The sequence below is a fragment of the Delftia sp. CH05 genome (assembly GCF_009827015.1).
GTDB classification, from domain to species: Bacteria; Pseudomonadota; Gammaproteobacteria; order Burkholderiales; family Burkholderiaceae_C; genus Comamonas; species Comamonas tsuruhatensis.
Genome location: NZ_WUMG01000035.1, coordinates 1 through 25963, shown reverse-complemented (window position 1 = coordinate 25963; position 25963 = coordinate 1). Strand labels below are relative to the sequence as shown.

Here is a 25963-nt window from a genome sequence, read left to right as displayed (position 1 = left end):
CTGGACATCGATATACAGCCATTGCTCAGGCCAATGATCGCCTCATGTAGTCGATAAAATCTTTGCAGGAAAGTGCTCTGGAATACAAGAATCCCTGGGCGACATCGGCATCCATCCTCCTGATCATTCCCAGATCATCAACGTCCTCCACTCCCTCAACAACCACCTGTGCCCGAACATCTTTCGCAAGCGACACCGCTTTGCTCAGCACTCTCTTTGCATGGGCCTGGTTTCTTGCAGTATGCAGCAAAGCCTTGTCAATCTTGATCTGGTTGAAAGGAACGCTAAGCAGGCGCCCTAGGGTTGAGCCGCCCACGCCAAAGTCATCCATTGCGCACTGAAAGCCACTCATTCGTAAATTCGCAATGACACCGCCCAGAGACTTTTCGAGATCATCCGCCCCATCTTCCGTCACCTCAAAACCGATATTTTCAGGGGAGACACCTGCATCCCTGATCACGCGCAATGCCGAATCCATCCACTCCCAGGATGCCGCCAGGGAGGCGGATACATTGATGCTGCAGATGAACTGCCCTGAAGGTGCTGCCGATTTGATGAAAGAGATGGACTGCAGGAGCATTTGGAGAGTGAGCTCATGCATCAATCCATGGTCTCCGATGGCCTTCATGAACGCAGCAGGTGGCAACAGTTCCGTGGCCGAAATAGGCCACCGGGCCAAGGCTTCCGCCCCGATGATCCTGCCCGAGCCTGCATGATGCAAGGGTTGAAAATGGGCAACGATTTCGCCGCTGTGCAAAGCGTTCGTCAACCTTGCTCTCGGAATCGGCAAGATCGTCCTGGGCTGGCCCTCCGTCTTGGTCCGCCCCAGGATACGCAGCAGGAAATCCCCGTTGACCGGCACCTCTCTTGCCATTCTGGAGCGAGATATTGCACAGACGATGTTGAGTGCCAGGCTCCGGGCATAGTCAGCGACCGCATGGAATATTCTTGGTTCGCAGCTGCTGACAAGGATGATGGGAACATCCACTTTCGACAGTGCCAGATCATTAAGCAACTTCATCAGCTTTTCGCCGATGAAATCCATATCCACAAAGGCCGCATCCGCATTGAATTTCTTCAGTTCCGCCAGAAGCTCATCCGGATTGCTGATCCATTGAATGCCGTGAAAAATTCCTTGCTGTTTGCAACATTGCTGTATCCAATATGGGGCCATCGGATCATTTGTGGCAACTAGCATTCTTTTGCCATGACCGGGACTATTTTCTGGCATCAATCCATCCCATCTCTATTCCATAGCGAATGAGGTCAATGTCCTTGCGGATGCCCAGTTTATTCATGACCGCCACCTTGTGCGTACTGACCGTCTTGATGCTGCGATAGAGTTTTTTCGCTATTTCAGACACTGTCATTCCAGAAATGAAAAGCAGCAGAACTTCCTCTTCACGCTTTGACAGTTCTATCGATGTTCGTACCGCCCCGAGCCATTCGCCGCCAAGCAGTTTGCTTGCGCTTGGCGAAATGAATTGACCATCTGTGTATGCCGCATAGATCGCCGGCACCAGGCTCCCCAAAGAATCTGTTTTATGGACTATCCTGTAGATCCCCTGATTGGCAAGCGACTTGATGATCCCAATATTCTCAATCATGGTCAGCATCACGATCTTGACGCCGGGAAATCGTCGCCGGATGACATTCAGCATGACCAGGCCGTCACCATAGGTTCCGCCGGGCATTGAATAATCAGTCACCAGCACATCGCATTCGTTCTGCCTGAGAAAATTGATGATTTCCGTGGAGTTTTTCGCTCGACCCACAATCTCTATCTCATTTTTTTCCTCCAAAACACTTTCTATGCCTGCCAGAACCGCCGGATGGTCATCGGCAATCAGTATCCGCAAGACGAAATTTTTCATGACTCAAAAAATTAGCAAGAAGAACATTCCTATTCTAGGCAGTGGCGCACTAGGATTTAATTGGATTAATCTGATTTTTCCACTTCAAAATCTAAGATTTGTCTGATTTTTTGGCCCAATTGCTGCGAATTCGGGCGTCAGTCCTAGGTAGCACTCCTAGAATTCAACAGATAGTTGAATCGGTGGTTGAATGCGTTGCAGGCCAAGCATCCGGACCACGCGGGAGTCTGTGGATGAGATGCACGCGCCCGGGCAGGAGCCCGCGACCGATGCCGCGGTGGGGCTGAAGCGACCTCACCCCATGGCCGAGCGCGTGAAGAGACCGCCAAATCCCGGCACAATCCGTGGATGCGAATCCTTCACACCATGCTGCGCGTTGGCAATTTCCAGCGTTCCATCGATTTCTACACACAGGTTCTTGGCATGCAGCTGCTGCGAACCTCAGAGAACCCCGAGTACAAGTACTCGCTGGCCTTCCTGGGCTTCGAGGGCGGCAACCCTGGCCAGGCCGAGATCGAGCTGACCTACAACTGGGGTACGGAGTCCTACGACATGGGCACGGCCTACGGCCATATCGCCATTGGCGTGCCTGATGCCTATGCCGCCTGCGAGAAGATCAAGGCGTCCGGCGGCAACGTGACGCGCGAGGCCGGCCCCGTCAAGGGCGGCACCACGGTGATTGCCTTTGTGACGGATCCGGACGGCTACAAGATAGAACTCATACAGGAGAACTCACGCGCCCATGCCGGCGTGCAGCCAGCTGGCGGCGAGAAGTTCGATCCCCTGCGCAATTCCTGATCCACGCAGCCCCAAAAACAAAGGCCCGGAGCGTTCATCGCTCCGGGCCTTTGTTTTTAGCTGCGACTGCTGCCAGCCGCACTGCTGATTCGGTTCAATCCACCAGGATCACTTCCACCCGGCGGGCCTGGGCATTGCTGCCATCGGCCTGCAGTTGTTCGGGCTTCTTGAGTTCGACCTTTTCCTCGGCCACGCCCAGTGCCAACAGGGCAGCCTGGACTGCCAGGGCGCGCTTCTTGGCCAGTTCGGCGTTGAGTTCGGCGCTGCCGGTGGCGTCGTGGTATCCAGAGATCACGGCGCGCTTGCCGCCCTGCACACCAGCCACCACATCGGCCAGCGCTTCATTGGCGCCAGCCGCCAGCTCGGCCTTGGCCGATGCGAAGTAGAACTTGACCACGCCGTTTTCGACAACGACACGCGCCACGTCTTCCTCCAGGACCACAGGCGCCATCGCCGGCACAGGTGTGGCGCCGGTTGTCGTCTTTGCAGGGCCATGCGCAATACCGCGCTGGTAGACCACGACACCCACGACCGTGGAGACGACGAGCGCAATCAGCGCAAACAAAAAGCCCAGGGCAAAACGTTGTTGGCTGTCGTCGTCGGATTGACTGAAGGACATGAAGCACTCTCCGTGAATGAACTGTTGAAGGAAACCAGAAAGACTGCGAAAAACCGGCCGATTGTAGAGGGCCGCCGCCAACGGCCCTGCGCACCGCCCAAGCCCCGTGATGCCACCCGGCACGAACTGTGGCGCCGCAGAGACAAAAGGCCGGCCGTGCAAGGGCAACGCAGGCGCTTGTGCACCGTTTGGGCCGACAGGCGTTAAAACGTCATTGTTCCTTCACGCCACAGCGCCCATGTCCGCCCTGCCAGAATTCTCATTTGCCCGCCGAGAGTCCCAGCCCATGCTGGACGAGGCGCTGCACCGATGGGGCGGAAGCGACGACCTCTGGATCTTTGGCTACGGCTCGCTGATCTGGCGGCCGGATTTCGATTTCTGCGAACGCCGCACGGCCCGTGTCTTTGGCTGGCACCGGGCATTGAAGATGTGGAGCACCATCAACCGCGGCACGCCCCAGAATCCTGGATTGGTCTTTGGCATGCTGTCCGGCGGCAGTTGCCAGGGCATGGTGTTCCGCATTCCCCGGCACCACGGCCATGACGTCATGAGAAAGCTGTGGCAGCGCGAGATGGCCAATGCCGTCTATGACCCCCGCTGGCTGCCCTGCCGCACCGGCCAGGGCACGGTGCAGGCGCTGGCGTTCACGCTGTCCCGTCAAAGCCCCAATCACACGGGCGAGCTGGCGCCCGAAGACTATCGCCGCATCTTCAGCGAGGCCAAGGGCATCTATGGCAGCACGCATGACTATGCGCGCGCAACCTTCGATGAGCTCAAGCGCCTCGGCATCCGGGACCGCGCCTTGCAGCGCCTGCTCAGCTACGCGGGCCAGCCTGAAGCGGGTGCGCAAGCCGCGCGCTGACGCTTTGATGCGATTGATACGCTGATGCGCGCAGGCGCACAACGCTGCCCTCTCCGACATATCCACCGTATTGCACGCTGCAAGATGGCGGCTGCGCGCAATGCGCCTCACAACTTTTCCAGCACGGATATCAACCAGGAGATTGCCACCATGCGTTTGAACGCTTCCCCATCCACCCCGTCCACCGCCGTGAAGCTGCTGATGGCAACCGGCATGGTGCTGGCCCTTGGGGCCTGCGGCAGCCAGGCCAAGCCTCCTGCCGCAGCCGCAGCGTCCACCCCGGCAGCCGTCACCGCAGCCCCTGCCGCCCGCAACGTGGCCATGGCCCAGCTGCAGCCCACGCAAGGCAGCAAGGTCAGCGGCAGCCTGCAGTTCACTGCCCAGGCCGATGGCAGCGTGCGCGTTCAGGGCTCGGTTCAGGGGCTGGCGCCCAACAGCGAGCATGGCTTTCATGTCCATGAGAAAGGCGATTGCTCCAGCCCTGATGGCCTGAGCGCGGGCGGCCATTTCAACCCCACCGGCCACGCCCATGGCCGCTTCGATTCCGCTGTCCACCACGCAGGGGATCTGCCCAGCCTGCGATCCGACGCGCAAGGCATGGCCAGCATAGATTTCGTTTCGCGCGGCCTGGCACTGGATCAGAGTCCCAACAGCGTGGTGGGCCGCGGCCTGATCGTGCACAAGGACCCTGACGACTACACCACGCAGCCTACCGGCAATTCGGGGGCGCGCCTGGCCTGTGCGGTGATCACGCGCGGATGATGTGCTCGGCCGGGTCTGCGTTCAGCGCAGGCAGTCGCGCAGCCACGCCGCGCACTGCTCGGCGCGCGCGCCCGGCCATTGGACGCTGACCGTGGTATCGCCACGGCGCAGCTCGACATGAATGGTGTCGGCAGCGCCCGCGCTGCCCTCACCGCTCAAGCTGCCGATTAGCCGTCCCCACCAGCCACGGCCCCGCAGGTCTTGGGCCGTGGAGGAGAGCTCCGAAGCTGGCGCTGGTGCTGGCGAATTCCGGGCTTGCGCCACCGTTTCCCCGGCTGGCTCGGAGGCCGGCGCGGGCGCGACAGGTGCAGGCGCCTGCACGGTCGCCTTGCCCGCAGCGGGCTCCCCTCCCCCGCCTTCGAGCCGCGCGGCCAGATTGTTACCGAACTCCTCCCATATTCGGTCGGCCTTGGTCTTCATCACGCTCAGGCCGAATGCGCCCAGACGGCCCAGCAGGTCCACGTCGATCTTGATGCGCAGGTCGGTGCCTCCATCCGGCGTGGCGCTCAGGAAGATTTCACTGCGCTGCTTGAGCGAGCTGGCCACCGAGGTGTCTTCTCCCGTTCCTTCCACGCGCAGATACTCGGGAGCGCGTTGCTCGACGATGCGTGTGCGCAGCTTGAATCTGGCGCTGATGAAGGAGATCTTCTGGTGCATCACCGCCACGTATTCGGTGGGGCTGACCACTTCGATGGACTGCATGCCCGGCACGGCACCTCCCATGACCTGGGGATCGAGCAACAAGGCCCACACCCGCTCTCGCGAGGCCGAAACAGTCAGGGTTTTCTCAATTTCCATGCATTTTCTCCGCGGCCACAAGGACCGATTCCACGATCTGGGTGTAGCCCGTGCAACGGCACAGGTTGCCGTTGAGGCCATGGCGAACTTCGTCCGCGCCGGGAAGGGGGTTGCGCCCCAGCAGATCGCAGGCGGCCATGATGAAGCCTGGTGTGCAGTAGCCGCACTGCAGGCCGCCGCATTGCATGAAGCTTTGCTGCAGCGGGTGCAGCCGTTGTGACGGGTCTGCGCCCGCACCCCCAGCAATACGGTCGGCCAGGCCTTCGATGGTGGTGAGCGCGCGGCCCTGGACCTGCACGGCCAGCAGCAGGCAGGACTTCACCACTTCGCCATCCAGCAGCACCGAGCAGGCGCCGCACACGCCCGTCTCGCAGCCGCGCTTGGTGCCCGTCAGGTGCAGGTCATCACGCAGAAAATCCGACAGCAGCCGGCGCGCAGGCACGTCCACGCTGCAGGGCTCGCCGTTGACGGTGCATTCGATGCGATGTCGGCTCATGCCAGCTCTCCTTGTTCCAGTGCCAGGTCCAGGCCAAACAGTTCGGCCACGGTGCGCCGCACGTTGACGCGCACCATTTCTCGGCGGAAATCCGCCGAGCCGCGCAGGTCCGAAACCGGTGTGATGTCGGCCGCGACGATGTCACCCGCCTCGGCCGCCAAGGCCCAGGTGAGGGCACGGCCTTCAAGAAAGCCCTCGGCGCGCCGCTGGCGCACGGGTATGGGCGTAGAGGCGCCCACGACGAGACGCGCGTCGCGGCAGATGCCCCCGGCGGTGTGCGCCACCAGGGCCACGCTGGCCAGCGGCCGGTGTTCGGCCGCTGTGCGCAGAAAGCGCGTGTACACACCGCTGCGCCGGTCGTCTCCTTGCCCCATGGGCGGCACGCGGATCTCGCTGACGATCTCGTCGCCTTCCAGCGCCGTGGCGTAGTAGTCGACCAGGAAGTCCTCGATGTCCAACAGGCGCTCGCCTCTTGCGCTGGCCAGCACGATCTGGGCGCCCAATGCCATCAGGCAGCCGGGCGGGTCGGTGGAGGGGTCGGCATAGCAGAGATTGCCGCCCACCGTGCCCTGATTGCGCACCTGCGGGTTGGCCATGCGCTGCGCCATGCCGGCCAGGACAGGGTAGTGATGCGACACCAGCGGCGAGGCCGCCAGTTCGGCATGGCGCACCAGGGCGCCGATACGCAGGCCACGCACCGGGTCGAAGTCCAGGCCGCGCAACGCATCGATGCCAGCCAGCGAGACCAGGTGCGTGGGCGCGAGCATGCGCTGGCGCATGCCCAGCATCAAGGCCGTGCCGCCGGCGATCACGCGGCAGTCCTCGCCCAGTTCGGCCAGCAACCGGCTGGCCTCCGCCACCGAGGTGGGCTCCAGGAAGTCGAAGTCATGCATGACGGCCCTCCTCGGCGCGTGCGCGCAGCGCCGCCAGGATTTTTTCGGGCGTGATCGGCAGATCGCATATGCGCACGCCGATGGCGTCGTACACGGCGTTGGCGATGGCAGGCGCTCCCGGCAGGATGGCGGTTTCGCTGGCCCCTTTGGCGCCATAGGGGCCGTTGGGGTCGTTGGACTCGACAAAGCCGCCGCGCAGCAAGGGCACGGCGTCGGCCGTTGGCATGGTGTAGTCGGCGAAGTTGCCGTTGGCCAGGCGCCCGCCTTCCAGGTGCAGTTGCTCGTAAAGGGCCCAGCCCATGGCCTGGACGGTGGCCCCGTTGGTCTGCCCATGGATGGCGACGGGGTTCAGCGCCTTGCCGCAGTCGTCGGCCACATAGCTGTCAAGCACCCGGACCTGGCCGGTTTCCGTATCGACCTCGACCTCCACTGCCTGGGCCGCGAAGGAATAGGCCGGCGCGATGTTGCCGTGCAGCTGGGCGTCGTGCATCTGCGTCTGGGCATCCCAGGTGTGGCTGACCTGTATGCCCTCGCCGCCATGGCGCCAGATGTGCTGGCGTGCGAGCTCGGCCATGCCTGCCGCACGGTCGGTGCCGCGCACGCGCACCTGACCATCGGCCAGCTCCAGGTCGTCAACTTGCGCCTCCAGCACGACGGCGGCCAGGGCCAGCAGCTTGCCGCGGGCCGCCTGCGCGGCACCTATGGCGGCATTGCCTGCAGCCATGGTCACGCGCGAGGCCAGCGAGCCTATGGCGAAGGGCGTGCTGTCCGTGTCGGGTGCGGCCACGCGGACCTGCGACAACGGCAGCGTGAGTTCATGGGCGACGATCTGGCTGAGCATGGTGGCCGCGCCCTGGCCCATGTCGCACTCGCCACTGAGCACAAGCACCTGGCCATCCTCATGGATGCGCACCACCACGGTGGAGCCGTCCCAGTTGCCCATGGTGCGGTTGCCGCTGACATGCATGGCCGCGGCCATGCCCACGCCCCTGCGGCGGGCGCCAAGGGCCTGGCGGGGGCGGGCGCGCTTGCCGCGCCAGTCGATGGCATCGGTGGCCTGGTCTATGCACTCCTTGAGGCCGGCGCTGCCGATCTTCCAGCCATGCACTGTCACGTCGCCGGCTTGCACTGCATTGAGCTTGTGGACTTCGGCCGGATCCAGCCCCAGCTGCTCGGCCATGATGTGGATGTGGCTGTTGAGCGCGAACAGCATCTGCGTACCGCCAAAGCCGCGGAACGCGCCGTGCGGCGGGTTGTTGGTATAGACCAGGGTGGCGTGCGATCGGACGTTGCCCTGCGTGTGCATGTTGTCGCTGCGCATGGCACTGACGTGCATGACCTCGGCCGACAGACCCGCATAGGCACCGCACTCGGCAACGATGTGCACCTGCTTGGCGAGGATGCGGCCATCACGCGCCATGCCCAGCTTGAGCGTGATGCGCTCGGGGACGCTGGAGCAGCAGGCCAGGAAGTCCTCCAGCCGGTTGTTGACCAGGCGCACGGGCCGCCCGGTGCGCAGGGCCAGCAGGCCCGCCACGAGCTGGTTGTCGTCCTCGACGATCTTGCCGCCAAAGCCGCCGCCCGTGGTGGCCTGCACCACGCGGATGGCGGACACCGGCAGCTCCAGCGCCGCCGCCAGCCGGGCACGCGCCAGGAAAACCGACTGCGTGGAGGTCTGTACCAACAGGCGGCCATCGGCGTCGATGGAGGCCAGGGTTGCCATGGGTTCCAGGTAGCCCGGGTACTGCGCATGCGTGGTGTACGTGGCTTCATGAACCAGATCAGCTGCGGCGAATCCGGCATCGGCATCGCCGCGCTCGAAGCGGATCTCGTGGGCGATGTTGCCCCGGCCCGGATGAACGCCGGGCGCTTCTTCATCCAGGGCTTCCTCGGGCGACAGGATGGCGGGCAGTTCTTCGTACTCGACCTCGATCAGGTCCAGCGCATCGCGGGCGATCTCTTCTGTGGCGGCAGCCACGGCTGCCACCTCTTCCCCCGCAAAGCGCACCAGGCCGTCGGCCAGGATACGCCGCTCCTTGTGGCTCACGCCCCAGGGCGTGCGCGGTGCATCTGCCCCGGTCAGCACGGCTTTCACACCGGGCAGCGCACGCGCTGCAGCAATGTCGATGCGCACGATGCGCGCATGCGGATAGGGGCTGCGCAACAGCTTGGCATGCAGCATGCCCGGCAGTTTGAGGTCGCCCGTGTACTGGGCACGACCTAGTACCTTGGACAGCGCCGTGACCTGGGCCGTCTCGCGGCCCAGCGTGGAATTCGAGGTATTCATGTCATTCAGCGGTGATGCCGAGTTCGCGGATCACCTTGCCCAGGCGCTCGTAGTCGGCAGCGTTGACATCGGCCAGCACCTGCGGCGACCCGCCCACGGGCACGGCACCGAAGGTGGCCATCTTTGCCGCCACCTCCGGCATCCTGAGGATCTCGTTGAGATGGGTGTTCAAGGTCTGCACCACGGCGGCCGGCGTGCCCTTGGGCGCGAAGAAGCCATTCCAGGCACCCGCGGCGATGTCCCTGTAGCCCAGTTCCGCCAGCGAAGGCACATCGGGCAGCAGGGGCGAACGCTTCGGGTCGGTCACGGCCAGCGCGCGCAGCTTGCCCGCCTGGATGTACTGGGCCACCGGCCCCAGCGTGACGTAGGCCAGTCCTACATGGCCCGCTGCCACATCGTTGACGGCCGGTGCCACGCCGCGATAGGGCACATGCTGAATGCTCACTACGGCAACGCGGTTCAGCCACTCGGCACCTATGTGCATGGGCGAGCCTGCGCCGGGACTGGCGTAGCTGAGCGTCTTGCCGGCCTTGGCCGCAGCCACCATGTCGGCCACGCTTTTGAATCCCGTGGAGGGATGGGTCACGAGCAGCACGGCCTGGCTGGCGGTCTGCACCACGGGGGTGAAACCTCTCAAGGGGTCATAGGTCGCGGCAGGAGGGAGCCTCATCACCATGGGGGCGATGGTGAAGGGGTTGGGCGTGAACAGCAGCGTGTAGCCATCGGGCACGGCCCGCGCAACCAGGTTGTTGCCCACGGTGCCGCCCGCCCCGGGCCGGTTGTCCACCACCACGGGCTGGCGCAGACGCACCGTGAGCTTTTCGGAGAACAGGCGCGCCATGGCGTCCGTGTCACCACCTGCGGGATAGGCGACCACCACGGTGATCGGCCTGGCGGGGTAGTCCTGTGCAAATGCCGGACCACAGACAGCGGTGGCAAAAGCCAATGCTGCAATGGTCAGGCCTTGCCGACGATGGGGGGTCATCACTGGCTCCTTTGAAAGCGCGGACATGCATCGGTCAGATACGGGCATGGCAGCTGGGGCTGGCTATGGGATGAATTCATACGATTCATCCATGAAACATTGATCCTCAAAAGAATCAATGACGATTTTCTCCGGCAAGTTGATGAATCAACTTACTGAAAACACTGATTGACCTCTATTGATTTCTCCAAAGAAATTCCACAAGACAAACGTCAGGCAGCCTGTGAAACAATTGATGGGAACATGTCCATCCCACCTTCTCCTCTCCCTGTGCCCAGCACGCCCGCAGGCAATCCCTGGACCCACCTTGACGAGGCAGGCAGCAGCCTGACCGTCGATGCCTTTCTGACCACGCTGATGAGCCAGGTGGGCAATGCGCTGCGGCGCACCATCACCGTGCCCTATGCCGATACGGCGGGCTTGACGGTTTCGGAGTGGCGGCTGTTGGCCCTTGTCGCGCATGCAGGCGAGTTGCCGTTCAGCGCGCTGGTGGTGCAATCCACTTCGGACAAGGCCCTGGTGAGCCGGGCGCTGCGGCTGCTCGAGGAACGCGGCCTGGTGGCCCTGCTGGCGCAAGGCTCCACTCCACGCAAGAAGATCCTGTGCTCCATCACGCCTGCGGGCCGGCAGTTGCATGACGAGGTGATGCCCGTGGCCCGACAACACCAGGCCGCTGCTCTGCTGGCGCTGACGCAGGAGGAACGGGAGGTGATGTATCGGGCCTTGCTCAAACTGCGCGGTTATTGCCAAGGCAGCCAAGCCGACCCAGCGACCGAAGGCGGCCCCGCTACGGCAGACGGCGAAGCCTGAATTCAGCCCACTTCAGGCCGGTTCTGCAGCAACACCTCAGCGCGCGCCAGATCGTCCAGCGTATCGATGTCGGTGAGCACACCAGCATCGTCCACATCGACCTGAACCACATGTCCGGCTTCGCGCAGCGCCTTCAGCACAGGCGCCCCGCCCTTCTCTCCGCTCAACGCCATGAGCGCCGCGCCGCATGCGGCGCCGAAACCCACGGGATGTCCACGCGCGCCTTGATGGACAGGCTGGGCGGCTCGGGCCCCCGCATGCAATGCATCGGCCACTTTCAGCAAGGTCTGTGGACTCACCAGCGGCAGATCGGCCGGCAAGACCAGCCAGCCTGGCGCATCGGCTGTGGCACGCACGGCCGCAGACAGCGAATCGCCCATTCCGGGGTGGCCCGCATCTTCCAGATGCCAGGGCAGGCCGCTGGCGCGGACGGCGGCCAGTGTGTGTTCCAGCACGGTGCTGCCGCCCAGCGGCGCGGCGAGCTTGTGCATGGTGCCGCCCGACGCGCGGAAACGCTCGCCACGGCCCGAGGCGAGGATGATCACGCAAGGGCGGCCTTTGAAGTCTCTGAGCATGCGCAACTCTAGCGCAGCAAATGGGAGGTCGGGCGCAGGCACAATGCAGGCCATGAGCAGCATTTCCACCTCGATCGCCGATCTGCGCAAAAGCTACGAGCGCGCGGAACTCAGCGAATCGGCCTCCCTGGCCGATCCGCTGCAGCAGTTTGACCAATGGCTGCAGGAAGCCCTGAGCGCCCAGGTGCCCGAGCCCAATGCCATGACGCTGGCCACTGTGGGCGGCGACCTGCGGCCCAGCACACGCATCGTGCTCATCAAGGGCTATGACGAGCGCGGCCTGGTCTGGTACACGAACTACGACAGCCGCAAGGGCCAGCAACTGGCGGGCAACCCCTTTGCCGCGCTGCAGTTTCACTGGGTGGAGCTGGAGCGCGTGGTGCGCATCGAAGGTCGGGTGGAAAAGGTCAGCGAGGCCGAAAGCGACGCCTACTTCAACAGCCGCCCGCTGGACTCTCGCATTGGCGCCTGGGCCAGCCCGCAAAGCCAGGTCATCAGCGGGCGCAGCGTACTGGTGGCCAATGCGGCCAAGTACGGCGCGCAGTTCCTGCTGAACCCGCCACGCCCGCCGCATTGGGGTGGATTCAGGCTGGTGCCCGAGCGCTGGGAATTCTGGCAAGGCCGCAAGAGCCGGCTGCACGACCGCCTTTGCTACCAGCTTGAAGCTGGAACCTGGCTGCGCCAGCGCCTGGCGCCCTGATCCCCTCGATTGCTGGCGCTGCTGAAACCCGTCAGCCCGGCAGACGCTGGGCCAGCCACAGCATCAGCGGCACGGTAAGCAGGGCCAGCGCCGTGGACACCGCAATGCTGGCGGACACCTCGTCCTGCATCACGCCATAGCGCTGCGTGAACAGGAATACATTGGCGCCCACCGGCAGCGCCGCCGCCGTGAACATCACGGCCACGGGCAGGCCACCCAGGCCGAAGGCCCAGGCCAGCGCAAGCAGCAGCAGCGGATGCACCAGGTTCTTGACCAGCGCGATGCCAGCAGCCTCTCGCAAGTTCTGGCCCACCCTGGTGTAGGCCAGGGTCACGCCGACCAACAGCAGCGCCATGGGGCCCAGCGCCTGGCCCAGGACCTGCAGGGACCGGTCCACCACTTCGGGCAGCACCAGCCCCGTCTGAGCGAACAGCAAGCCAGCGAGTATGGGCAGCGGCACAGGATGCACGATGCCGTTGCGCACGGCCTGCAGCACCGTGCGCCACATGGGGCGCGGTGCGCTTTGGCCGCAGCGCTGGCGCTCGTGGGCCTCGGCCAGTTCGAACACGATGGTGGCTGCGGTCAGCAGGATCAGCGCATGCAGCGAGACCAGGGTGAACAACGTGACAAGCCCTTCCTCCCCGTAGACCAGCCCCACCAGCGGCACGCCGATCATGACGGTGTTGCTGAACATATTGGCCAGCCCCCGCGCGGCCGAGCGCGTGGAAAAGCCGCCCAGCACCATGGACACCACGAAGATCAGCGCAGTCGCCAGGAAATACAGGGCCACGGGCTGAAAGTCCAGCTCCTGTACCCGCACCGCACCCATGGTGCGAAACAGCAGCGCTGGCGTAAGCACCAGAAACACAAGGTTGGACAAATCCTTGATGGCTGTGGCACGCACCCAGGCCAGCCGGGCGGCAAGAAAGCCTGCTCCTATGCAAAGAATGACAGGGATGAGGGAGGCAAAGACGGGAGAGTTCACTGAAGCAGGACCGGGAAGCTGCGCCTGCGCAGGCTTGCGGCGCGCGCAGATTATGCGCCGCAGACCCGGCCCATCCTCGTTCAGGCATCGTCCCGGGCCTCGAAGGCCCGACCAGCCTCCAAGGACGTGCCAAGGCTCAGATTCATGCCGAACAGCCCCCTTTTCTGGCGACTTGTCGCCACTGACATTCATCAGCCGATAACAAGGTTGCCACTCAACTTCATGTAAGTTACATTGAACATCCCTATTGGTTGATTCGTTTTGCTCTCGACGCCCATGACTTCATCACCATCCCAGGCACCCGCTGCCGGCAAGCCGCCGTCCACTGTCCCCGACGGACTGGCCCTGTTCCGGCATTGGCTGGAAACCGAGGGCACCAAGGGCTGGGATGCCCTGGACACGGCGCCCGACAGCGGCTACGAAAAGGTATGGCGTGCCTGGCTGCGCAGCCTGGGCGATGCGGGCATGCCCGCCAGAGAAAGTTCCCCCTCCCCCACCACGCCGAAAGGCAAAGTCAACGCAAAGGCCCGCGCCTGGCAACAGGCCACCGCCGTGGATGTCCAGAATTTCCTGCGCCCGCGCGAAGGCCAGTTGTCGGGCCACCAGCCCGGCCGCCGCATCAGCGAGGTCACGCGCAGGCGCTACTGGCGCCTGCTGGAACGCATCTACGACCATGCGCTGGACCACGGCTGGGTCAGCGCCAATCCCGCCGCAGGGTTGGCGCCGCAGGAGCGCCCCCCTGCCGAAGACGGCCAGGGCCATTGCCTTCCCGCACCGCTGTGGAATGCCCTGCCCCGCCACATACCGATGGCCGACGGCTTTCAGTCGGCGCGCGACCGCGCCATCTTGCTGCTGCTGTACGAACTGGCGCTGGCGCCCGAGGAGGTGCGCGGCCTGTGCTGGCGCGATGTGCAATGCGCAGGACCAGGCGATGGCCTCCCCTGTCAATTGCATATCGATGGCGCACGCGCCGCGCAGCAGCGCACGCTGGATCTGTCGGAAACGGTGGTGAAGGCGCTGCAGGACTGGAAAGGTTTCAGCGCCGGCCAGCGCGGGCCGGAGGCCGTTCAACCCGATGCCACGGTCTTTTATTCGCGCGAGGGGCAGCCGCTGTCGGTGCGCGTGCTGTTCCATGTGGCCTCGCAGCTGATACAGCGTGCCCATGCGGCCCAGCCCGCTTCTGCCCAGAAGGCGCCGCTGCACCGGGTCGGGCCGCAGGTGCTGCGCAACACGGCCATCGTGCAGTGGTTGCGCGCGGGCCGTGCCGAGACCGAAGTGGTGCAGTGGATAGGCGTCGACAGCACACGCGCCCTGCGCCATCTGCAGCATTACCTGTAGCAGACGGCGCGGGAGCGCAGCGCGGGCAACCCGCCTTAGAACGACACCTTGACGCCCACGGTGATATTGCGCCCCATCAGCGGCGCAGCGTTCTTGATGAACGAGGTGTGGGCGAAGGCCAGGCGGTTGGTCAGGTTGTTGCCCTTGATGAAGAACTGCCAGGGCGTGCCACCCGAGGTGCGCAGCGTGTAGCTGGCCGAGAGGTTGAGCATGCCGTAGCCGTCCGTCTCGGTCTCGTAGGCGGTGACACGGTTCTGGCGCAGCACCTGCACCCACTCGGCCTGGGCATCCCAGCCCTTGTAGAAGGTGTCCACGCGCAGGCCTACGCGCGCCGCGGGAATGCGCGGCAAGGCGGAGCCGTCTTCCAGCCGCGCACGCACGGCGTCACCGAACAGGGTCACGCCCCACTGGCGCGACAGCTTCTGGCGCACCTGGCCCTCCACGCCGGTGAAGCGTGCGTCGGCCTGGGTGTACTGCAGCAGTTGCAGGCCGTCATGCTCGTCCAGCGTGGCGCCATAGATATAGCCCTTGACGCGATGGTGGAAGGCATTGACGCTGAACGTGGTGTCCCCCGAGGTCTTGCGCAGGCCTATGTCCAGTGCCTGGGAGCGTTCACGCTTGAGGTCGGGATTGCCGCGCTCATAGGTGGATGTGGCCATGTGCAGGCCATTGGCATACAGCTCCTCGGCCGTGGGCAGGCGGTTGCCCTGCGTCAGCGAGGCCGACAGGCTGTAGCCCGGGGTGAACTTCCACACCGAGCCCAGCGAGAACGATGTGCCGCTGTGGCTGCGCGAGATGCCGCTTTGCTGGGCATCCACGGACTGGCGCTCATGGCGCAGCGCAGCCTGCCAGCGCCAGTCCTGCCAGCGGTATTCCTCCAGCAGGTAGATGCTGTTGCGGCGGGTTTCGGTGGGCTGCACATAGGCCTCCTCCCCCTCGGCACTGAATTTGCGCTGCACGGTCTGCAGGCCGATGACGCCGCGCCAGCCGGCGATGGGCTCCAGCTCGGCCTCCACGCGCAGGTCATGGGCGCGGTTCTTGAAGGTGGTCGAGACCTGGCCGTCCTCGATCTCGTCATGGCGGTAGTCGGTCCAGCCGCCGCGCACGCGCAACGCCGCAATGCCTGCCGTCGGATTGCGCCATTCGCCGCGCAGATCCCAGCGCTCGCTGTTGAGGTCGACCACCGGCACGCTGCCATGGTCGTGATCGTGTTCTTCGTCGCCATGGTCATGTCCGTCCTCGTCGCCGTGGTCATGGCCGCCGCAGTGCAGATGGTCGCCATGGGTGTGGCACCCCTCGAAGCTGTGGTTGTGGCCCGGCAGGCCATAGCGCGCGGTCTGGCGCGTGTAGGCCAGGCCCAGGTAGCCTTGCGTGCCGATCCAGGACAGGCCCAGGCTGCCCGTATCCGTGCGGTTGAAGCTGCCGCCCACGCGCCCCTGCGACTGGCCGTTGGGCGCCCAGCCGCTGCCCACGCGGTAGTCGCCGGCATCGCGCGCCATGCCCTCGGCATGGATGGCCAACTGGCCCGCGCCGCCCGTCAGCGAGAACGCGCCGGCCGTCTCGCCCGCGCCCGTGCTGCCGCGCAGCTGGGCCGAGCCCGTGATGCCGTTCTTGGGAATGGACGTGGGGATCTTGTCGTCCAGGATGTTGACCACGCCGCCCATGGCACCGCCGCCGCCGTAGATCAGCGCCGAAGGGCCGCGCAGCACTTCGATCTGCGTGGCCAGCATGGGCTCGCTGGCCACGGCATGGTCGGGGCTGATGGTGGAGGCGTCATGCAGCTCCGAGCCATCGCTGAGGATCTGCACGCGCGGGCCGTCCATGCCGCGGATGATGGGGCGGCTTGCGCCCGCACCGAAATGGCTGGCGTGGATGCCGGGCTCGCCGTCCAGCGTCTCGCCCAGCGTGGCGGCCTGGCGCAGCGTCAGCACATCGCCTTCCAGCACCGTGGCTGGCGTGGACATATCGGCCGAGGTCAGGCCCAGGCCGCTGGCCTTGACCGTCACCTCATTGAGCACAGGCGTGTCGCTGCGCGGAGCATCCGCCTGGGCGCCGGTGGCAGTTCCGGGCGCGGCGGCGACTCCAGCCTCCGCAGGCTCTGCTGCCATGGCCAGCCCTGCCATCGCGGGGCCGAGCACGCCCGCCAGCAGCAGTTGCTGCAGCAGCGGGCGCAGCTTCATCCTCTCCCCCTGCACCTTGGCGTCCTGGTGGTATTGCTTTGTTGTCACTCTCATCACTGGTCTTCCCGGCAGCGGCCGGCCACGGCCCCAGGGACGTGGGAATGCGGGCGCTGCAAAAAATGGCGTCGGAAACGGACAACCGGGGTGCGCCATGCAGGCGCACGCAGCCATCCGATCGGATATGCATTCAGGATCTGTCCAACCTGGGCACAGCGCCTCTTGCGTGCAATGCAGGAAGGCGCGCGCAAACAGCTTCAATGGGCGGGCGCATGCAGCGCCGCCGCCCAAGGCTCAAGCCGCCAGGCGGGCAGTGATGGGATGCGGGGGACCACGCGCATCGAAGAAAGCCGCCAGCACGCGGCCATCGCACACGATGGGCGGCTGGGCGGGCTCGGCCTGTTCGCCCCAGAAAGGCGGCAGCGCCACGGCGGGCGGTGGCCCCGCCATGCCTTCGTGCAACTGGTCCAGCAGTTGGCAGTCCGCCGGGCCGTGGCCCGAGAACAGCGCGTGCACCCAGTCGACGGGTGCAGCGCAGGAGGTGGCCACCACCTCGACCGGGCCATGGGCCGTGGCCGAGGCCAGGCCGCCAGCATGCACCACACGGTGCATCTGGCCCAGCAACGGCGCCAGTGCGATGGAACAGACCAGCAACCAGGCCAAAAGCCAACCCCGATTCGGCACGGCACCGCGCAACGCAAGCCGTGAGGCGGGCGCAGGCGAGTGGCGACTCGGGAGTTTGAAGGGCATGGATGAATCAGGAGCGGGTCAGGCAGCGCAGAGTGTATGCGCCAATTGGCGGGGCAGGTTCCAGCATCCCGTCACAAAGACGGGCGACTGCTCACAGCAGTGCACGGCGGGCAATGCCGCGCTCAATGCGCATGGCGCATGCCGCAGAACTTGCCCAGCGCCAGGCCCTTGCAGTCGGCCTGCAGCTGCTTGTGGCATTGCGCATGGTCACGCCCTGCCGCCAGACACTGTGCGGCGGCCTCGTGGGCCTTGGCCATCGAGCGGTGGCGCTCCATGTCGGCACGGGCATGGGCATCCAGTTGCACCGGGCCACCCTGTGCCTTGGCGTCCGCCGGGGTCTTGGCATGGTCATGGTCTTGGCCGTGATCGTGCGCCTGGGCCGCAGCGGCCAGAAAGACAGCGGCCAGGATCAGGGAAACGGAACGGAAGGGGGAAAAAGTCATGCGAGATCCTGAAGGGCTATGCAAGAGAAAAAGGGAAAGGCGGCCACCTCACGCGGACGGATCATTCCGGGAGTGCCCGGTGCCGCTGCAGACCTGGCACCGCCCCGTCACCGACACATCGATGGCCTGGCCCTGCAGGCCGCTGGCTGCCAGCGCCTGCCGCAATTGCAGCAAGGCGGCCTGCAGTTGCTCACCGCCCCCGCCTGCCTCGCCGCCCAGACGAAAGGCGCTGTGGCAATCCGCACACTCGAAGTGCGCAGCGGCGTCGCCTTCGCAGGCCGCGCCCTGAAGGGGCCTGCCGTACCGGGCCACGCGTGCCGCATCCACGCTGCGGCGCAACACGCCGGCTGCTGCCAGCCGGTCCAGCAGCCGGTAGACGGTGACGCGGTTGACCTGCACGCCCTGGGCATGCAGGGCGGCTTCCACATCCGCCTCGCTCAACAGCGCATCGGCGCGCGCCTCCCACAGCGCCAGCACGGCCCGCGTGGCGCGGGTCGAACGCATGCCGCAAGGCAAGAGCAAGGGGGAGGGAGTCGGCGATGACATGGGCAATGCAAGAGCGGGCTGCAGAGCGCGACAGGACACCGTTATCGCAACCGGGTTGCATTATGCCCGCAAATCACAACCGCTTACACAACCCGCCCACCTGGGCTCATTGCTTGACCCAGCGCGCAAAGGCACCCCGGAATTTCTGCACCTTGGGCCCCACCACGAAGGCGCAGTAGCCCTGGCTGGGATGGTTCAGGAAGTAGTCCTGGTGATAGTCCTCTGCGGGCCAGTAGCTGGCCAGGGGCTGGACCTCGGTCACGATGGGAGCGTCATACGCGCCCGCCTGGGCCAGCTCGGAGATCAGCGTACGTGCGACCTCCGCCTGATGGTCATTCGTGGTGTAGATCGCGCTGCGGTACTGCGTGCCCACGTCGTTGCCCTGGCGGTTGAGCGTGGTCGGATCGTGCGTGCCGAAGAACACGGTCAACAGGTCGCGCAGCGGAATCACAGCAGGGTCGAACTGCACGCGGATGACCTCGGCATGGCCGGTCTGCCCGGTGCAGATGTCTTCGTAGCTGGGATCGTCCAGATCGCCATTGGCGTAGCCGCTTTGCACGTCGCTCACGCCGCGCACGCGGTCGAAAACGGCTTCGGTGCACCAGAAACAGCCGCCGCCCAGATAAATGGTTTCAGTCGTCATATGCGCCTTTTCTGTGAGAAATCGAAAAAATGACCACACGCAATGCATGCAGGCCGTTGCGCCTACAGGTTAGCCCATGCACAAGCCAGGTGACGACGAACGGTTCTGCGGTTACGATAACTAACCCATCAGTCATTAATTTTCCGTGACCGACTCCCCCGCCTCTTCACCCGCCCCCGCCGAGCCTTCCGGAAAGCGCAGCCGCCGCAAGCACGAGCGTCCGGGCGAGCTGCTGGAAGCCGCGCTCGACCTCTTCGTGGAAAAGGGCTACGCCGCCACCCGCGTCGAAGAGGTCGCCGCCCGGGCCGGGGTTTCCAAGGGCACGCTGTTCCTCTATTTCGCGAGCAAGCAGGAGCTTTTCAAGGCCGTGGTGCGCCACAGCATCGCGGGCCGCTTCGGCGAGTGGAGCGAGGAACTCGACAACTACTGCGCACCGTCCACCGATCTGCTGCGCTACTGCTTCAAGTCCTGGTGGGAGCGCATCGGCAGCACCAAGGCGTCGGGCATCACCAAGCTCATGCTCAGCGAGGCGGGCAATTTTCCCGAGCTGTCGCAGTTCTATCACCAGGAGGTGGTTCTTCCAGGCCATGAGCTGATCCGGCGCATCCTGCAGCGCGGCGTGGAGCGCGGCGAGTTCCGGCCCATGGATCTGGACCTGTCCGTGCACTGCGTGGTCGCCCCGATGATGTTCCTGATGATCTGGAAGCATTCGCTGGGCGGCTGCCTGCCGCACGGCGACTTCGATCCCGAGCGGTTTCTGGAATCCCAGATCGACTACCTGCTGCATGGCATGTGCCAGCCCCTTGCAGCCACCACACCACCCACCTCCCCGCCCACACCATGAAGCGTCGCACCGGCTGGCTGATCGGCCTGGCCTTACTGATCGCCATCGGCGCCAGCGCATGGCGCGCCGCATCCACCCGGCATAGTAAGCAGGCCGCCATTGCCGCGGCCACCCAGCCGCGCGAGATGCCGGTGCGCGTGGGCCCGCAGGAGGTGGTGCAGCTGCAGCCGCGCCAGTTGCAATTGACCGTGCCTGTCAGCGGCGTGGTGCAGGCCGTGCGCAGCGCCGTGGTCAAGGCCTATGTGGCCGGCGAGCTGCGCGGCCTGCAGGTGCGCGAGGGCGACAGCGTGCGCAAGGGCCAGGAACTGGCCCGCGTGGACGCCACCGAGGTCGAGGCCCGCTGGCGGCAGGCCCGCCAGCAGGCCGACGCGGCCCAGGCACAGCTGCAGCTGGCCCAGCGCCAGCACGACAACAACCAGGCCCTGGTCACCCAGGGCTTCATCTCGACCACGGCACTGGCCACGTCCCAATCCAATCTTGACGCCGCCCGCGCCAACCTGGCCGCCGCCCAGGCCGCCGCCGATGTGGCACGCAAGAGCGTGACCGACAGCGTGCTGCGCAGCCCCATGGACGGGCAGGTCGCCCAGCGTCTGGTGCAGGACGGCGAGCGCGTGGGCGTGGAAACGCGGGTGCTGGAGATCGTCGATCCCTCCGAGCTCGAGGTGGTGGCCCAGCTCGCGCCCGCCGATTCGGTGCGTGTGCAGGTCGGCCAGCAGGCCCTGTTGCAGGTCCAGGGCGCGGGCGACGATGTGGCCGCCGTGCCCGCGCGCGTGGTGCGCATCAACCCCAGCGCCCAGGCAGGTTCACGCAGCGTGGCCGTCTATCTGCGTGTGCAGGCTGCACCGGTCAACGCAGGCGCTGCCGGCAGATCTATTCCCATCGTGCGCCCGGGCCTGTACCTGCAGGGCAGCATTGTCACGGGGCAGACCGAACAGTTGGCCGTGCCCCTGACCGCCGTGCGCACCGACCAGCCCCAGCCCTATGTGCAGTTGCTGCAGCCTGCGGGCGAGTCCGAAGCGGACAAGAGCCTGCTGCGCGTGCAGCACCGCCCGGTCACGCTGGGCAGCCAGAGCGCGCAGGATGGGGCCACCTGGATTGCCGTGTCCACCGGCCTGCAGGCCGGTGACAGGGTGCTGGCCGGCAGCGTGGGCGGCCTGCGCGCAGGCACGGCGGTGCAGATGCAGCAAATGCAGCAGGCCCCGCAGCCCCAGGCTGCGCCAGCCCCCGGAGCCCGCTGACCATGTGGTTCACGCGCGTCAGCCTGGCCAACCCTGTGTTCGCCACCATGCTCATGCTGGCCCTCATGGTGCTGGGTGTGTTTTCCTACCAGCGACTCAAGGTGGACCAGTTCCCGAATGTGGACTTCCCCGTGGTCGTGGTCACGGTGGACTATCCGGGCGCCTCGCCCGAGATCGTGGAGTCCGAGGTCACCAAGAAGATCGAGGAAGGCGTCAACTCTATTGCCGGCATCAACGCGCTGACCTCGCGCAGCTATGAGAGCACCAGCGTCGTCATCATCGAATTCCAGTTGCATGTCGATGGCCGCCGCGCTGCCGAGGATGTGCGCGAGAAAGTCGCCTCGGTGCGCCCCACCCTGCGCGATGAGGTCAAGGAGCCGCGCGTGCTGCGCTTCGATCCGGCCAGCTCACCCATCTGGTCCGTGGCCGTGCTGCCCCAGGCCGATGCCGGCGCCAAGGCGCCCGATGCCGTCGCGCTGACCAGTTGGGCCGACCAGGTCCTTAAGAAGCGGCTGGAGAACGTGCGCGGCGTGGGCGCCGTCAACCTGGTGGGCGCCACGCCGCGCGAAATCAACATCTACCCGCAGCCCGAGGCGCTGGAAGCCTATGCCATCACGCCCGACCAGATCGTGAACGCCGTGCGCAGCGAGAACCAGGACCTGCCGCTGGGCGCCATCCGCTCGCGCGAGCAGGAGCGCGTGGTGCAGATCGACGCGCGCATGAAGCGCCCGCAGGACTTCGAGCGCATCATCGTCGCCCAGCGCGGCGGCGCGCCCCTGAGGCTGGGCCAGCTGGCGCGCGTGCAGGATGGCGCGGGCGAGCTGGAGACCGTGGCCCTGTACAACAGCAGCCGCACCCTGCTGCTGTCCGTGCAGAAGGCCCAGGACGAGAACACCATCGAAGTCGTGGACGGCCTGAACGCCACGCTGCGCGAGATCGCCGCCGAGGTGCCGGCCGGCGTGCGGCTGGAGCCGATTGCCGACAGCGCCCGCCCCATCCGCGTGGCCGTCAACAACGTGCGCCAGACGCTGATCGAGGGCGCGGCACTGACGGTGCTCATCGTCTTCCTGTTCCTGAACTCCTGGCGCTCCACGGTGATCACGGGGCTGACGCTGCCCATTGCGCTGATCGGCACCTTTTTGTTCATGTACTGGTTCGGCTTCTCCATCAACATGATCACGCTGATGGCGCTGTCGCTGTGCGTGGGCCTGCTGATCGACGACGCCATCGTGGTGCGCGAGAACATCGTGCGCCATGTGCAGATGGGCAAGGACGCGCATGCTGCCGCGCTCGACGGCACGCAGGAGATCGGCCTGGCCGTGCTGGCCACCACGCTGTCCATCGTGGCGGTGTTCCTGCCCATCGGCTTCATGGGCGGCATCATCGGCAAGTTCTTCCACGAATTCGGCATCACGATCGTGGCGGCCGTGATGATCTCCATGTTCGTGAGCTTCACGCTGGACCCCATGCTGTCCAGCGTCTGGCACGACCCGACCATCCACGCCCATGGCGAGCAGCGCGGCCGCAGCCTCTACGACCGCACGCTGGGCCGGGTCACGGCTTGGTTCGAGCGCGCCACCGACTCGCTGTCCCACTTCTACCAGGACGTGCTGGGCTGGGCGCTGCGCCACAAGATCGCCACGCTGGCGGCGGCGCTGGCCATCTTCGTGGCCAGCATCTTCCTGGTGCCGCTGCTGGGCACGGAATTCGTGCCCAAGGCCGATTTCTCCGAGACCACGGTGAGCTTCAACACGCCCGTGGGCTCGTCCATCGAGGCCACCGAGGCCAAGGCACGCCAGGTCGATGCCATCATCCGCGCCCTGCCCGAGGTCCGCTACACGCTGGCCACCATCAACACCGGCACGGCCCAGGGCAAGATATACGCCAGCATCTACGTCCGCCTGCTGGACCGCCATTTGCGCCAGCGCAGCGGTGACGAACTGTCGGGCGTGCTGCGCGAGCAGTTGCAAAGCGTGCCCGGCATCACCGTCACCCATGTGGGCCAGCGCGAGCCCGTGGGCGGGCAAAAACAGGTCGAATTCTCGCTGCAGGGCCCGGACCTGGGCGAGCTGGAGCGCCTGAACCGCGTGGTGATGGAACGCCTGCGCGGCATTCCCGGACTGGTGGACCTGGACAGCAGCCTCAAGCCCGACAAGCCCGTGATCGACATCACCGTGCGGCGCGATGCGGCCGCCGACCTGGGCCTGTCGGTAGGCTCCATGGCATCGGCGCTGCGCACCTGGGTGGCCGGCCAGACCGTGGGCAACTGGCGCGCCAGCGACGACCAGACCTATGACGTCAAGGTGCGCCTGGCGCCCGAGTCGCGCAGCACGCCCCAGGACCTGGAGCGCCTGCCCTTCGCCCTGCCCTCCACCTCCGGCGACGGCAACATGCGCATCGTGCGGCTGAACCAGGTGGCCACCGTCACGCCCGGCACCGGCCCCAGCCAGATCAACCGCCGCGACATGACGCGCGAGGTCGCCTTCAGCGGCAACGTCTACCTGCGCTCCAGCGGCGAGGTCTCGGCCGACATCCGCAAGGCCTTGGCCGACATCGCCCTGCCGCCCGGCTACCGCACGCAGTTCAGCGGCGCCACCAAGAGCATGAACGAGTCCTTCGGCTATGCCGTGTCCGCCCTGGCGCTGGCCATCATCTTCATCTACATGATCCTGGCCAGCCAGTTCAAGAGCTTCCTGCAGCCGCTGGCGCTGATGACCTCGCTGCCGCTGACGCTGATCGGCGTGGTGCTGGCGCTGATGATGTTCGGCTCGGCCCTGTCCATGTTCTCCATCATCGGCGTGGTCATGCTCATGGGACTGGTCACCAAGAACGCCATCTTGCTGGTGGACTTCGCCATCCGTGCGCGCGGGCCGCACAGCGACCCGGACACCGGCCAGATCCGCGACGGCCTGCCGCGCGAGCAGGCCCTGCTGCTGGCGGCGCGCGTGCGGCTGCGCCCCATCCTGATGACCACGCTGGCCATGATCTTCGGCATGGTGCCCCTGGCCTTCGCGCTCAGCGAGGGCTCCGAGCAGCGTGCGCCCATGGGCCAGTCGGTGATCGGCGGCGTGGTGACTTCCTCCCTGCTGACCCTGGTGGTCGTGCCCGTGGTCTATTGCTACCTCGATGACTTCTCCCAGTGGCTGCGGCGTCTGTGGAACGGCAACCAGCACGACGCGGCCCCCGGCCAAGGCGCCGCCAGCGCCCCCACCCTGCCGCGAGACTCGTAGAATCAAAGGTTTGTCCTGACAAGTCTTTCTCCGGAGATACCCCATGAGCCTGCCCCTGAACAGCCTGCCCGAACACCACAGCGCCCAAGCGCACGCGCGCTACAACATGATCGAGCAACAGATCCGCCCCTGGAACGTGCTTGATGAAGAAGTGCTGGCGCTGCTGGGCAAGGTGCACCGCGAGAATTTCGTGCCGCCCGAGCATGCCGGCCTGGCCTTCATGGACCTGGAAATCCCCCTGGTCGCCCCGGCCGAGGAAGCCGCCGCCAAGGGCTGGTGCATGCTGGCCCCGCGCATCGAGGCGCGCATGCTGCAGGACCTGAAGATCAAGCCCACCGACCGCGTGCTGGAAATCGGCGCCGGCTCGGGCTACATGGCCGCCCTGCTGGCCGCCCAGGCCAAGGAAGTCGTGACGCTGGAAATCGTGCCCGAGCTGGCCGAGATGGCCCGCGAAAACCTGCTGGGCGCAGGCATCACCAATGCCGAGGTCAAGCTGGCCGATGGCGCCACGGCAGCGGCTGCCCTGGGCCAGTTCGACGCCATCGTGCTCAGCGGCTCGGTGGCCCAGGTGCCGCAGGCCCTGCTGGCCCAGCTCAACGACGGCGGCCGCCTGGCAGCCATCGTCGGCCAGCTGCCCATGATGCGTTTCACGCTGGTGCGCAAGAACGGCCACCAGTTCGAGACGAGCCAGCCCTGGGACGTGGTGACCGCCCGCCTGGCCAACTTCGAAGAGCCCTCGCGCTTCACGTTCTGAAACCCGCTGCAGCGGCCGATGCCCGCAGGACCACGGCCGCTGCCGCAACCCCATTCCATTCCGCAAGGATCTTTCCGATGCTTCCCCAAGTGCCTCCCGCGCAACTCAACGATTGGCTGACCCAGCACTCCAGCGGCTCCGATGCCCTGCCCCTGGTGCTGGACGTGCGCGAGCCCTGGGAAGTGGCCCAGGCCAGCGTACGCCCCGAGGGCTTCGAGCTGCGCTGCATCCCCATGGGCGAGATTCCCTCGCGCCTGCAGGAACTCGATCCGGATCACCCCACAGCCTGCCTGTGCCATCACGGCGCACGCAGCATGCATGTCGCTGCCTTCCTGATGAACAACGGCTTCGAGACCGTGGCCAATATCAGCGGAGGCATCGATGCCTGGTCGCGCGAGCGCGACCCAGGCGTGCCGCGCTACTGAGCGGCAAGACGCAAAAGAAGCCCGGGACACGGCCAACCCGCCGTCCCCGGTGCTTCGTGACGACTGTGTTTTGATTCGAGGACCTCTATGCCCCTGCTTCGGCCCCTTGCCCCTGTCGCTTATGTCGCTTA

Annotated in this window: 26 protein-coding genes; 11 read left to right on the top strand and 15 right to left on the bottom strand. The window is 65.6% G+C overall.

Going from position 1 to position 25963, the window contains the following annotated elements:
* Positions 1-25: 25 nt before the first annotated feature.
* Entirely contained in the window at positions 26-1198 is a 1173-nt protein-coding gene (locus GRX31_RS22055) for an EAL domain-containing response regulator (protein WP_160854802.1), read from the bottom strand.
* A 19-nt stretch (positions 1199-1217) separates the two neighbouring features.
* The gene (locus GRX31_RS22050) at positions 1218-1874 is read right to left on the bottom strand and encodes a response regulator transcription factor (protein ID WP_016447065.1); all 657 of its coding nucleotides are present in this window, start codon (positions 1872-1874) and stop codon (positions 1218-1220) included.
* 348 nt (positions 1875-2222) lie between these two features.
* Here GRX31_RS22050 and gloA point away from each other — a divergent pair, with 348 nt between their 5' ends.
* Positions 2223-2672, top strand: a complete 450-nt coding sequence (gene gloA, locus GRX31_RS22045; protein ID WP_026062330.1) for a lactoylglutathione lyase — start codon at positions 2223-2225, stop codon at positions 2670-2672.
* Between the two features lie 94 nt (positions 2673-2766).
* Here the strand turns inward: gloA and GRX31_RS22040 are convergent, their stop codons facing one another.
* The gene (locus tag GRX31_RS22040; RefSeq protein ID WP_160854800.1) at positions 2767-3291 is read right to left on the bottom strand and encodes an OmpA family protein; all 525 of its coding nucleotides are present in this window, start codon (positions 3289-3291) and stop codon (positions 2767-2769) included.
* Positions 3292-3529: 238 nt separating this feature from the next.
* Between GRX31_RS22040 and GRX31_RS22035 the strand changes: the two genes are divergently transcribed.
* Both GRX31_RS22035 and GRX31_RS22030 read left to right on the top strand, forming a co-directional pair.
* The gene (locus GRX31_RS22035) at positions 3530-4153 is read left to right on the top strand and encodes a gamma-glutamylcyclotransferase (RefSeq protein ID WP_047473238.1); all 624 of its coding nucleotides are present in this window, start codon (positions 3530-3532) and stop codon (positions 4151-4153) included.
* 150 nt (positions 4154-4303) lie between these two features.
* Positions 4304-4915, top strand: coding sequence for a superoxide dismutase family protein (locus GRX31_RS22030; RefSeq protein ID WP_046985507.1), 612 nt, complete (start codon positions 4304-4306; stop codon positions 4913-4915).
* 21 nt (positions 4916-4936) lie between these two features.
* On the opposite strand, the gene GRX31_RS22025 is transcribed toward GRX31_RS22030, so the two are convergent.
* Genes GRX31_RS22025 through GRX31_RS22005 form a run of 5 tightly spaced genes read right to left on the bottom strand, consistent with a single transcriptional unit; the run spans position 4937 to position 10374 of the window.
* Entirely contained in the window at positions 4937-5713 is a 777-nt protein-coding gene (locus GRX31_RS22025) for a CoxG family protein (protein WP_046985491.1), read from the bottom strand.
* On the bottom strand, positions 5703-6209 hold the full coding sequence (locus GRX31_RS22020; RefSeq protein WP_016447071.1) for a (2Fe-2S)-binding protein: 507 nt from the start codon (positions 6207-6209) through the stop codon (positions 5703-5705). The genes GRX31_RS22025 and GRX31_RS22020 overlap by 11 nt, the downstream gene beginning before the upstream one ends.
* Positions 6206-7102, bottom strand: a complete 897-nt coding sequence (locus GRX31_RS22015) for an FAD binding domain-containing protein (protein ID WP_016447072.1) — start codon at positions 7100-7102, stop codon at positions 6206-6208. The genes GRX31_RS22020 and GRX31_RS22015 overlap by 4 nt, the downstream gene beginning before the upstream one ends.
* A complete protein-coding gene (locus tag GRX31_RS22010; RefSeq protein WP_160854798.1) occupies positions 7095-9389 on the bottom strand; it encodes a xanthine dehydrogenase family protein molybdopterin-binding subunit in 2295 nt (764 codons plus the stop codon). The genes GRX31_RS22015 and GRX31_RS22010 overlap by 8 nt, the downstream gene beginning before the upstream one ends.
* Position 9390: 1 nt before the next feature.
* Positions 9391-10374, bottom strand: a complete 984-nt coding sequence (locus GRX31_RS22005; protein WP_160854796.1) for a Bug family tripartite tricarboxylate transporter substrate binding protein — start codon at positions 10372-10374, stop codon at positions 9391-9393.
* 243 nt (positions 10375-10617) lie between these two features.
* Here GRX31_RS22005 and GRX31_RS22000 point away from each other — a divergent pair, with 243 nt between their 5' ends.
* Positions 10618-11184, top strand: coding sequence for a MarR family winged helix-turn-helix transcriptional regulator (locus GRX31_RS22000; protein WP_013802266.1), 567 nt, complete (start codon positions 10618-10620; stop codon positions 11182-11184).
* 2 nt (positions 11185-11186) lie between these two features.
* Here GRX31_RS22000 and GRX31_RS21995 read toward each other — a convergent pair whose 3' ends face one another.
* Positions 11187-11759 (bottom strand): nucleotidyltransferase family protein, encoded by a 573-nt coding sequence (locus GRX31_RS21995; protein ID WP_160854840.1) that lies wholly within the window; start codon positions 11757-11759, stop codon positions 11187-11189.
* Between the two features lie 52 nt (positions 11760-11811).
* Here GRX31_RS21995 and pdxH point away from each other — a divergent pair, with 52 nt between their 5' ends.
* Complete coding sequence (gene pdxH / locus GRX31_RS21990; RefSeq protein ID WP_017405177.1) at positions 11812-12459, top strand: pyridoxamine 5'-phosphate oxidase; 648 nt, start codon at positions 11812-11814, stop codon at positions 12457-12459.
* Between the two features lie 31 nt (positions 12460-12490).
* Here pdxH and GRX31_RS21985 read toward each other — a convergent pair whose 3' ends face one another.
* Positions 12491-13444: an AEC family transporter gene (locus tag GRX31_RS21985; RefSeq protein WP_160854794.1), complete on the bottom strand. Its 954-nt coding sequence runs from the start codon at positions 13442-13444 to the stop codon at positions 12491-12493.
* 276 nt (positions 13445-13720) lie between these two features.
* Between GRX31_RS21985 and GRX31_RS21980 the strand changes: the two genes are divergently transcribed.
* Positions 13721-14782 (top strand): tyrosine-type recombinase/integrase, encoded by a 1062-nt coding sequence (locus tag GRX31_RS21980; protein WP_160854792.1) that lies wholly within the window; start codon positions 13721-13723, stop codon positions 14780-14782.
* A gap of 35 nt (positions 14783-14817) precedes the next feature.
* Here the strand turns inward: GRX31_RS21980 and GRX31_RS21975 are convergent, their stop codons facing one another.
* The 5 genes from GRX31_RS21975 to msrA all read right to left on the bottom strand — a co-directional run bounded on the left by GRX31_RS21975 (position 14818) and on the right by msrA (position 19341).
* Entirely contained in the window at positions 14818-17016 is a 2199-nt protein-coding gene (locus tag GRX31_RS21975; RefSeq protein WP_160854790.1) for a TonB-dependent receptor domain-containing protein, read from the bottom strand.
* A gap of 237 nt (positions 17017-17253) precedes the next feature.
* Positions 17254-17622 (bottom strand): hypothetical protein, encoded by a 369-nt coding sequence (locus GRX31_RS21970; protein WP_237426746.1) that lies wholly within the window; start codon positions 17620-17622, stop codon positions 17254-17256.
* Positions 17623-17831: 209 nt separating this feature from the next.
* Positions 17832-18152: a hypothetical protein gene (locus GRX31_RS21965; protein ID WP_016447082.1), complete on the bottom strand. Its 321-nt coding sequence runs from the start codon at positions 18150-18152 to the stop codon at positions 17832-17834.
* A gap of 48 nt (positions 18153-18200) precedes the next feature.
* Complete coding sequence (locus GRX31_RS21960; RefSeq protein ID WP_160854786.1) at positions 18201-18656, bottom strand: transcriptional repressor; 456 nt, start codon at positions 18654-18656, stop codon at positions 18201-18203.
* A 148-nt stretch (positions 18657-18804) separates the two neighbouring features.
* Complete coding sequence (gene msrA, locus GRX31_RS21955) at positions 18805-19341, bottom strand: peptide-methionine (S)-S-oxide reductase MsrA (protein WP_016447084.1); 537 nt, start codon at positions 19339-19341, stop codon at positions 18805-18807.
* A gap of 145 nt (positions 19342-19486) precedes the next feature.
* On the opposite strand from msrA, the gene GRX31_RS21950 reads away from it, so the two are divergent.
* From GRX31_RS21950 to GRX31_RS21930, 5 genes are all read left to right on the top strand, one after another.
* Positions 19487-20185, top strand: coding sequence for a TetR/AcrR family transcriptional regulator (locus GRX31_RS21950; protein ID WP_047473219.1), 699 nt, complete (start codon positions 19487-19489; stop codon positions 20183-20185).
* Positions 20182-21423 (top strand): efflux RND transporter periplasmic adaptor subunit, encoded by a 1242-nt coding sequence (locus GRX31_RS21945; RefSeq protein ID WP_047217030.1) that lies wholly within the window; start codon positions 20182-20184, stop codon positions 21421-21423. Before GRX31_RS21950 ends, GRX31_RS21945 begins: the two co-directional genes overlap by 4 nt.
* A 2-nt stretch (positions 21424-21425) precedes the next feature.
* Entirely contained in the window at positions 21426-24653 is a 3228-nt protein-coding gene (locus GRX31_RS21940) for an efflux RND transporter permease subunit (RefSeq protein WP_160854784.1), read from the top strand.
* Between the two features lie 43 nt (positions 24654-24696).
* The gene (locus tag GRX31_RS21935; RefSeq protein WP_016447088.1) at positions 24697-25407 is read left to right on the top strand and encodes a protein-L-isoaspartate O-methyltransferase family protein; all 711 of its coding nucleotides are present in this window, start codon (positions 24697-24699) and stop codon (positions 25405-25407) included.
* Between the two features lie 77 nt (positions 25408-25484).
* The gene (locus GRX31_RS21930; protein WP_016447089.1) at positions 25485-25832 is read left to right on the top strand and encodes a rhodanese-like domain-containing protein; all 348 of its coding nucleotides are present in this window, start codon (positions 25485-25487) and stop codon (positions 25830-25832) included.
* Positions 25833-25963: the final 131 nt, after the last annotated feature.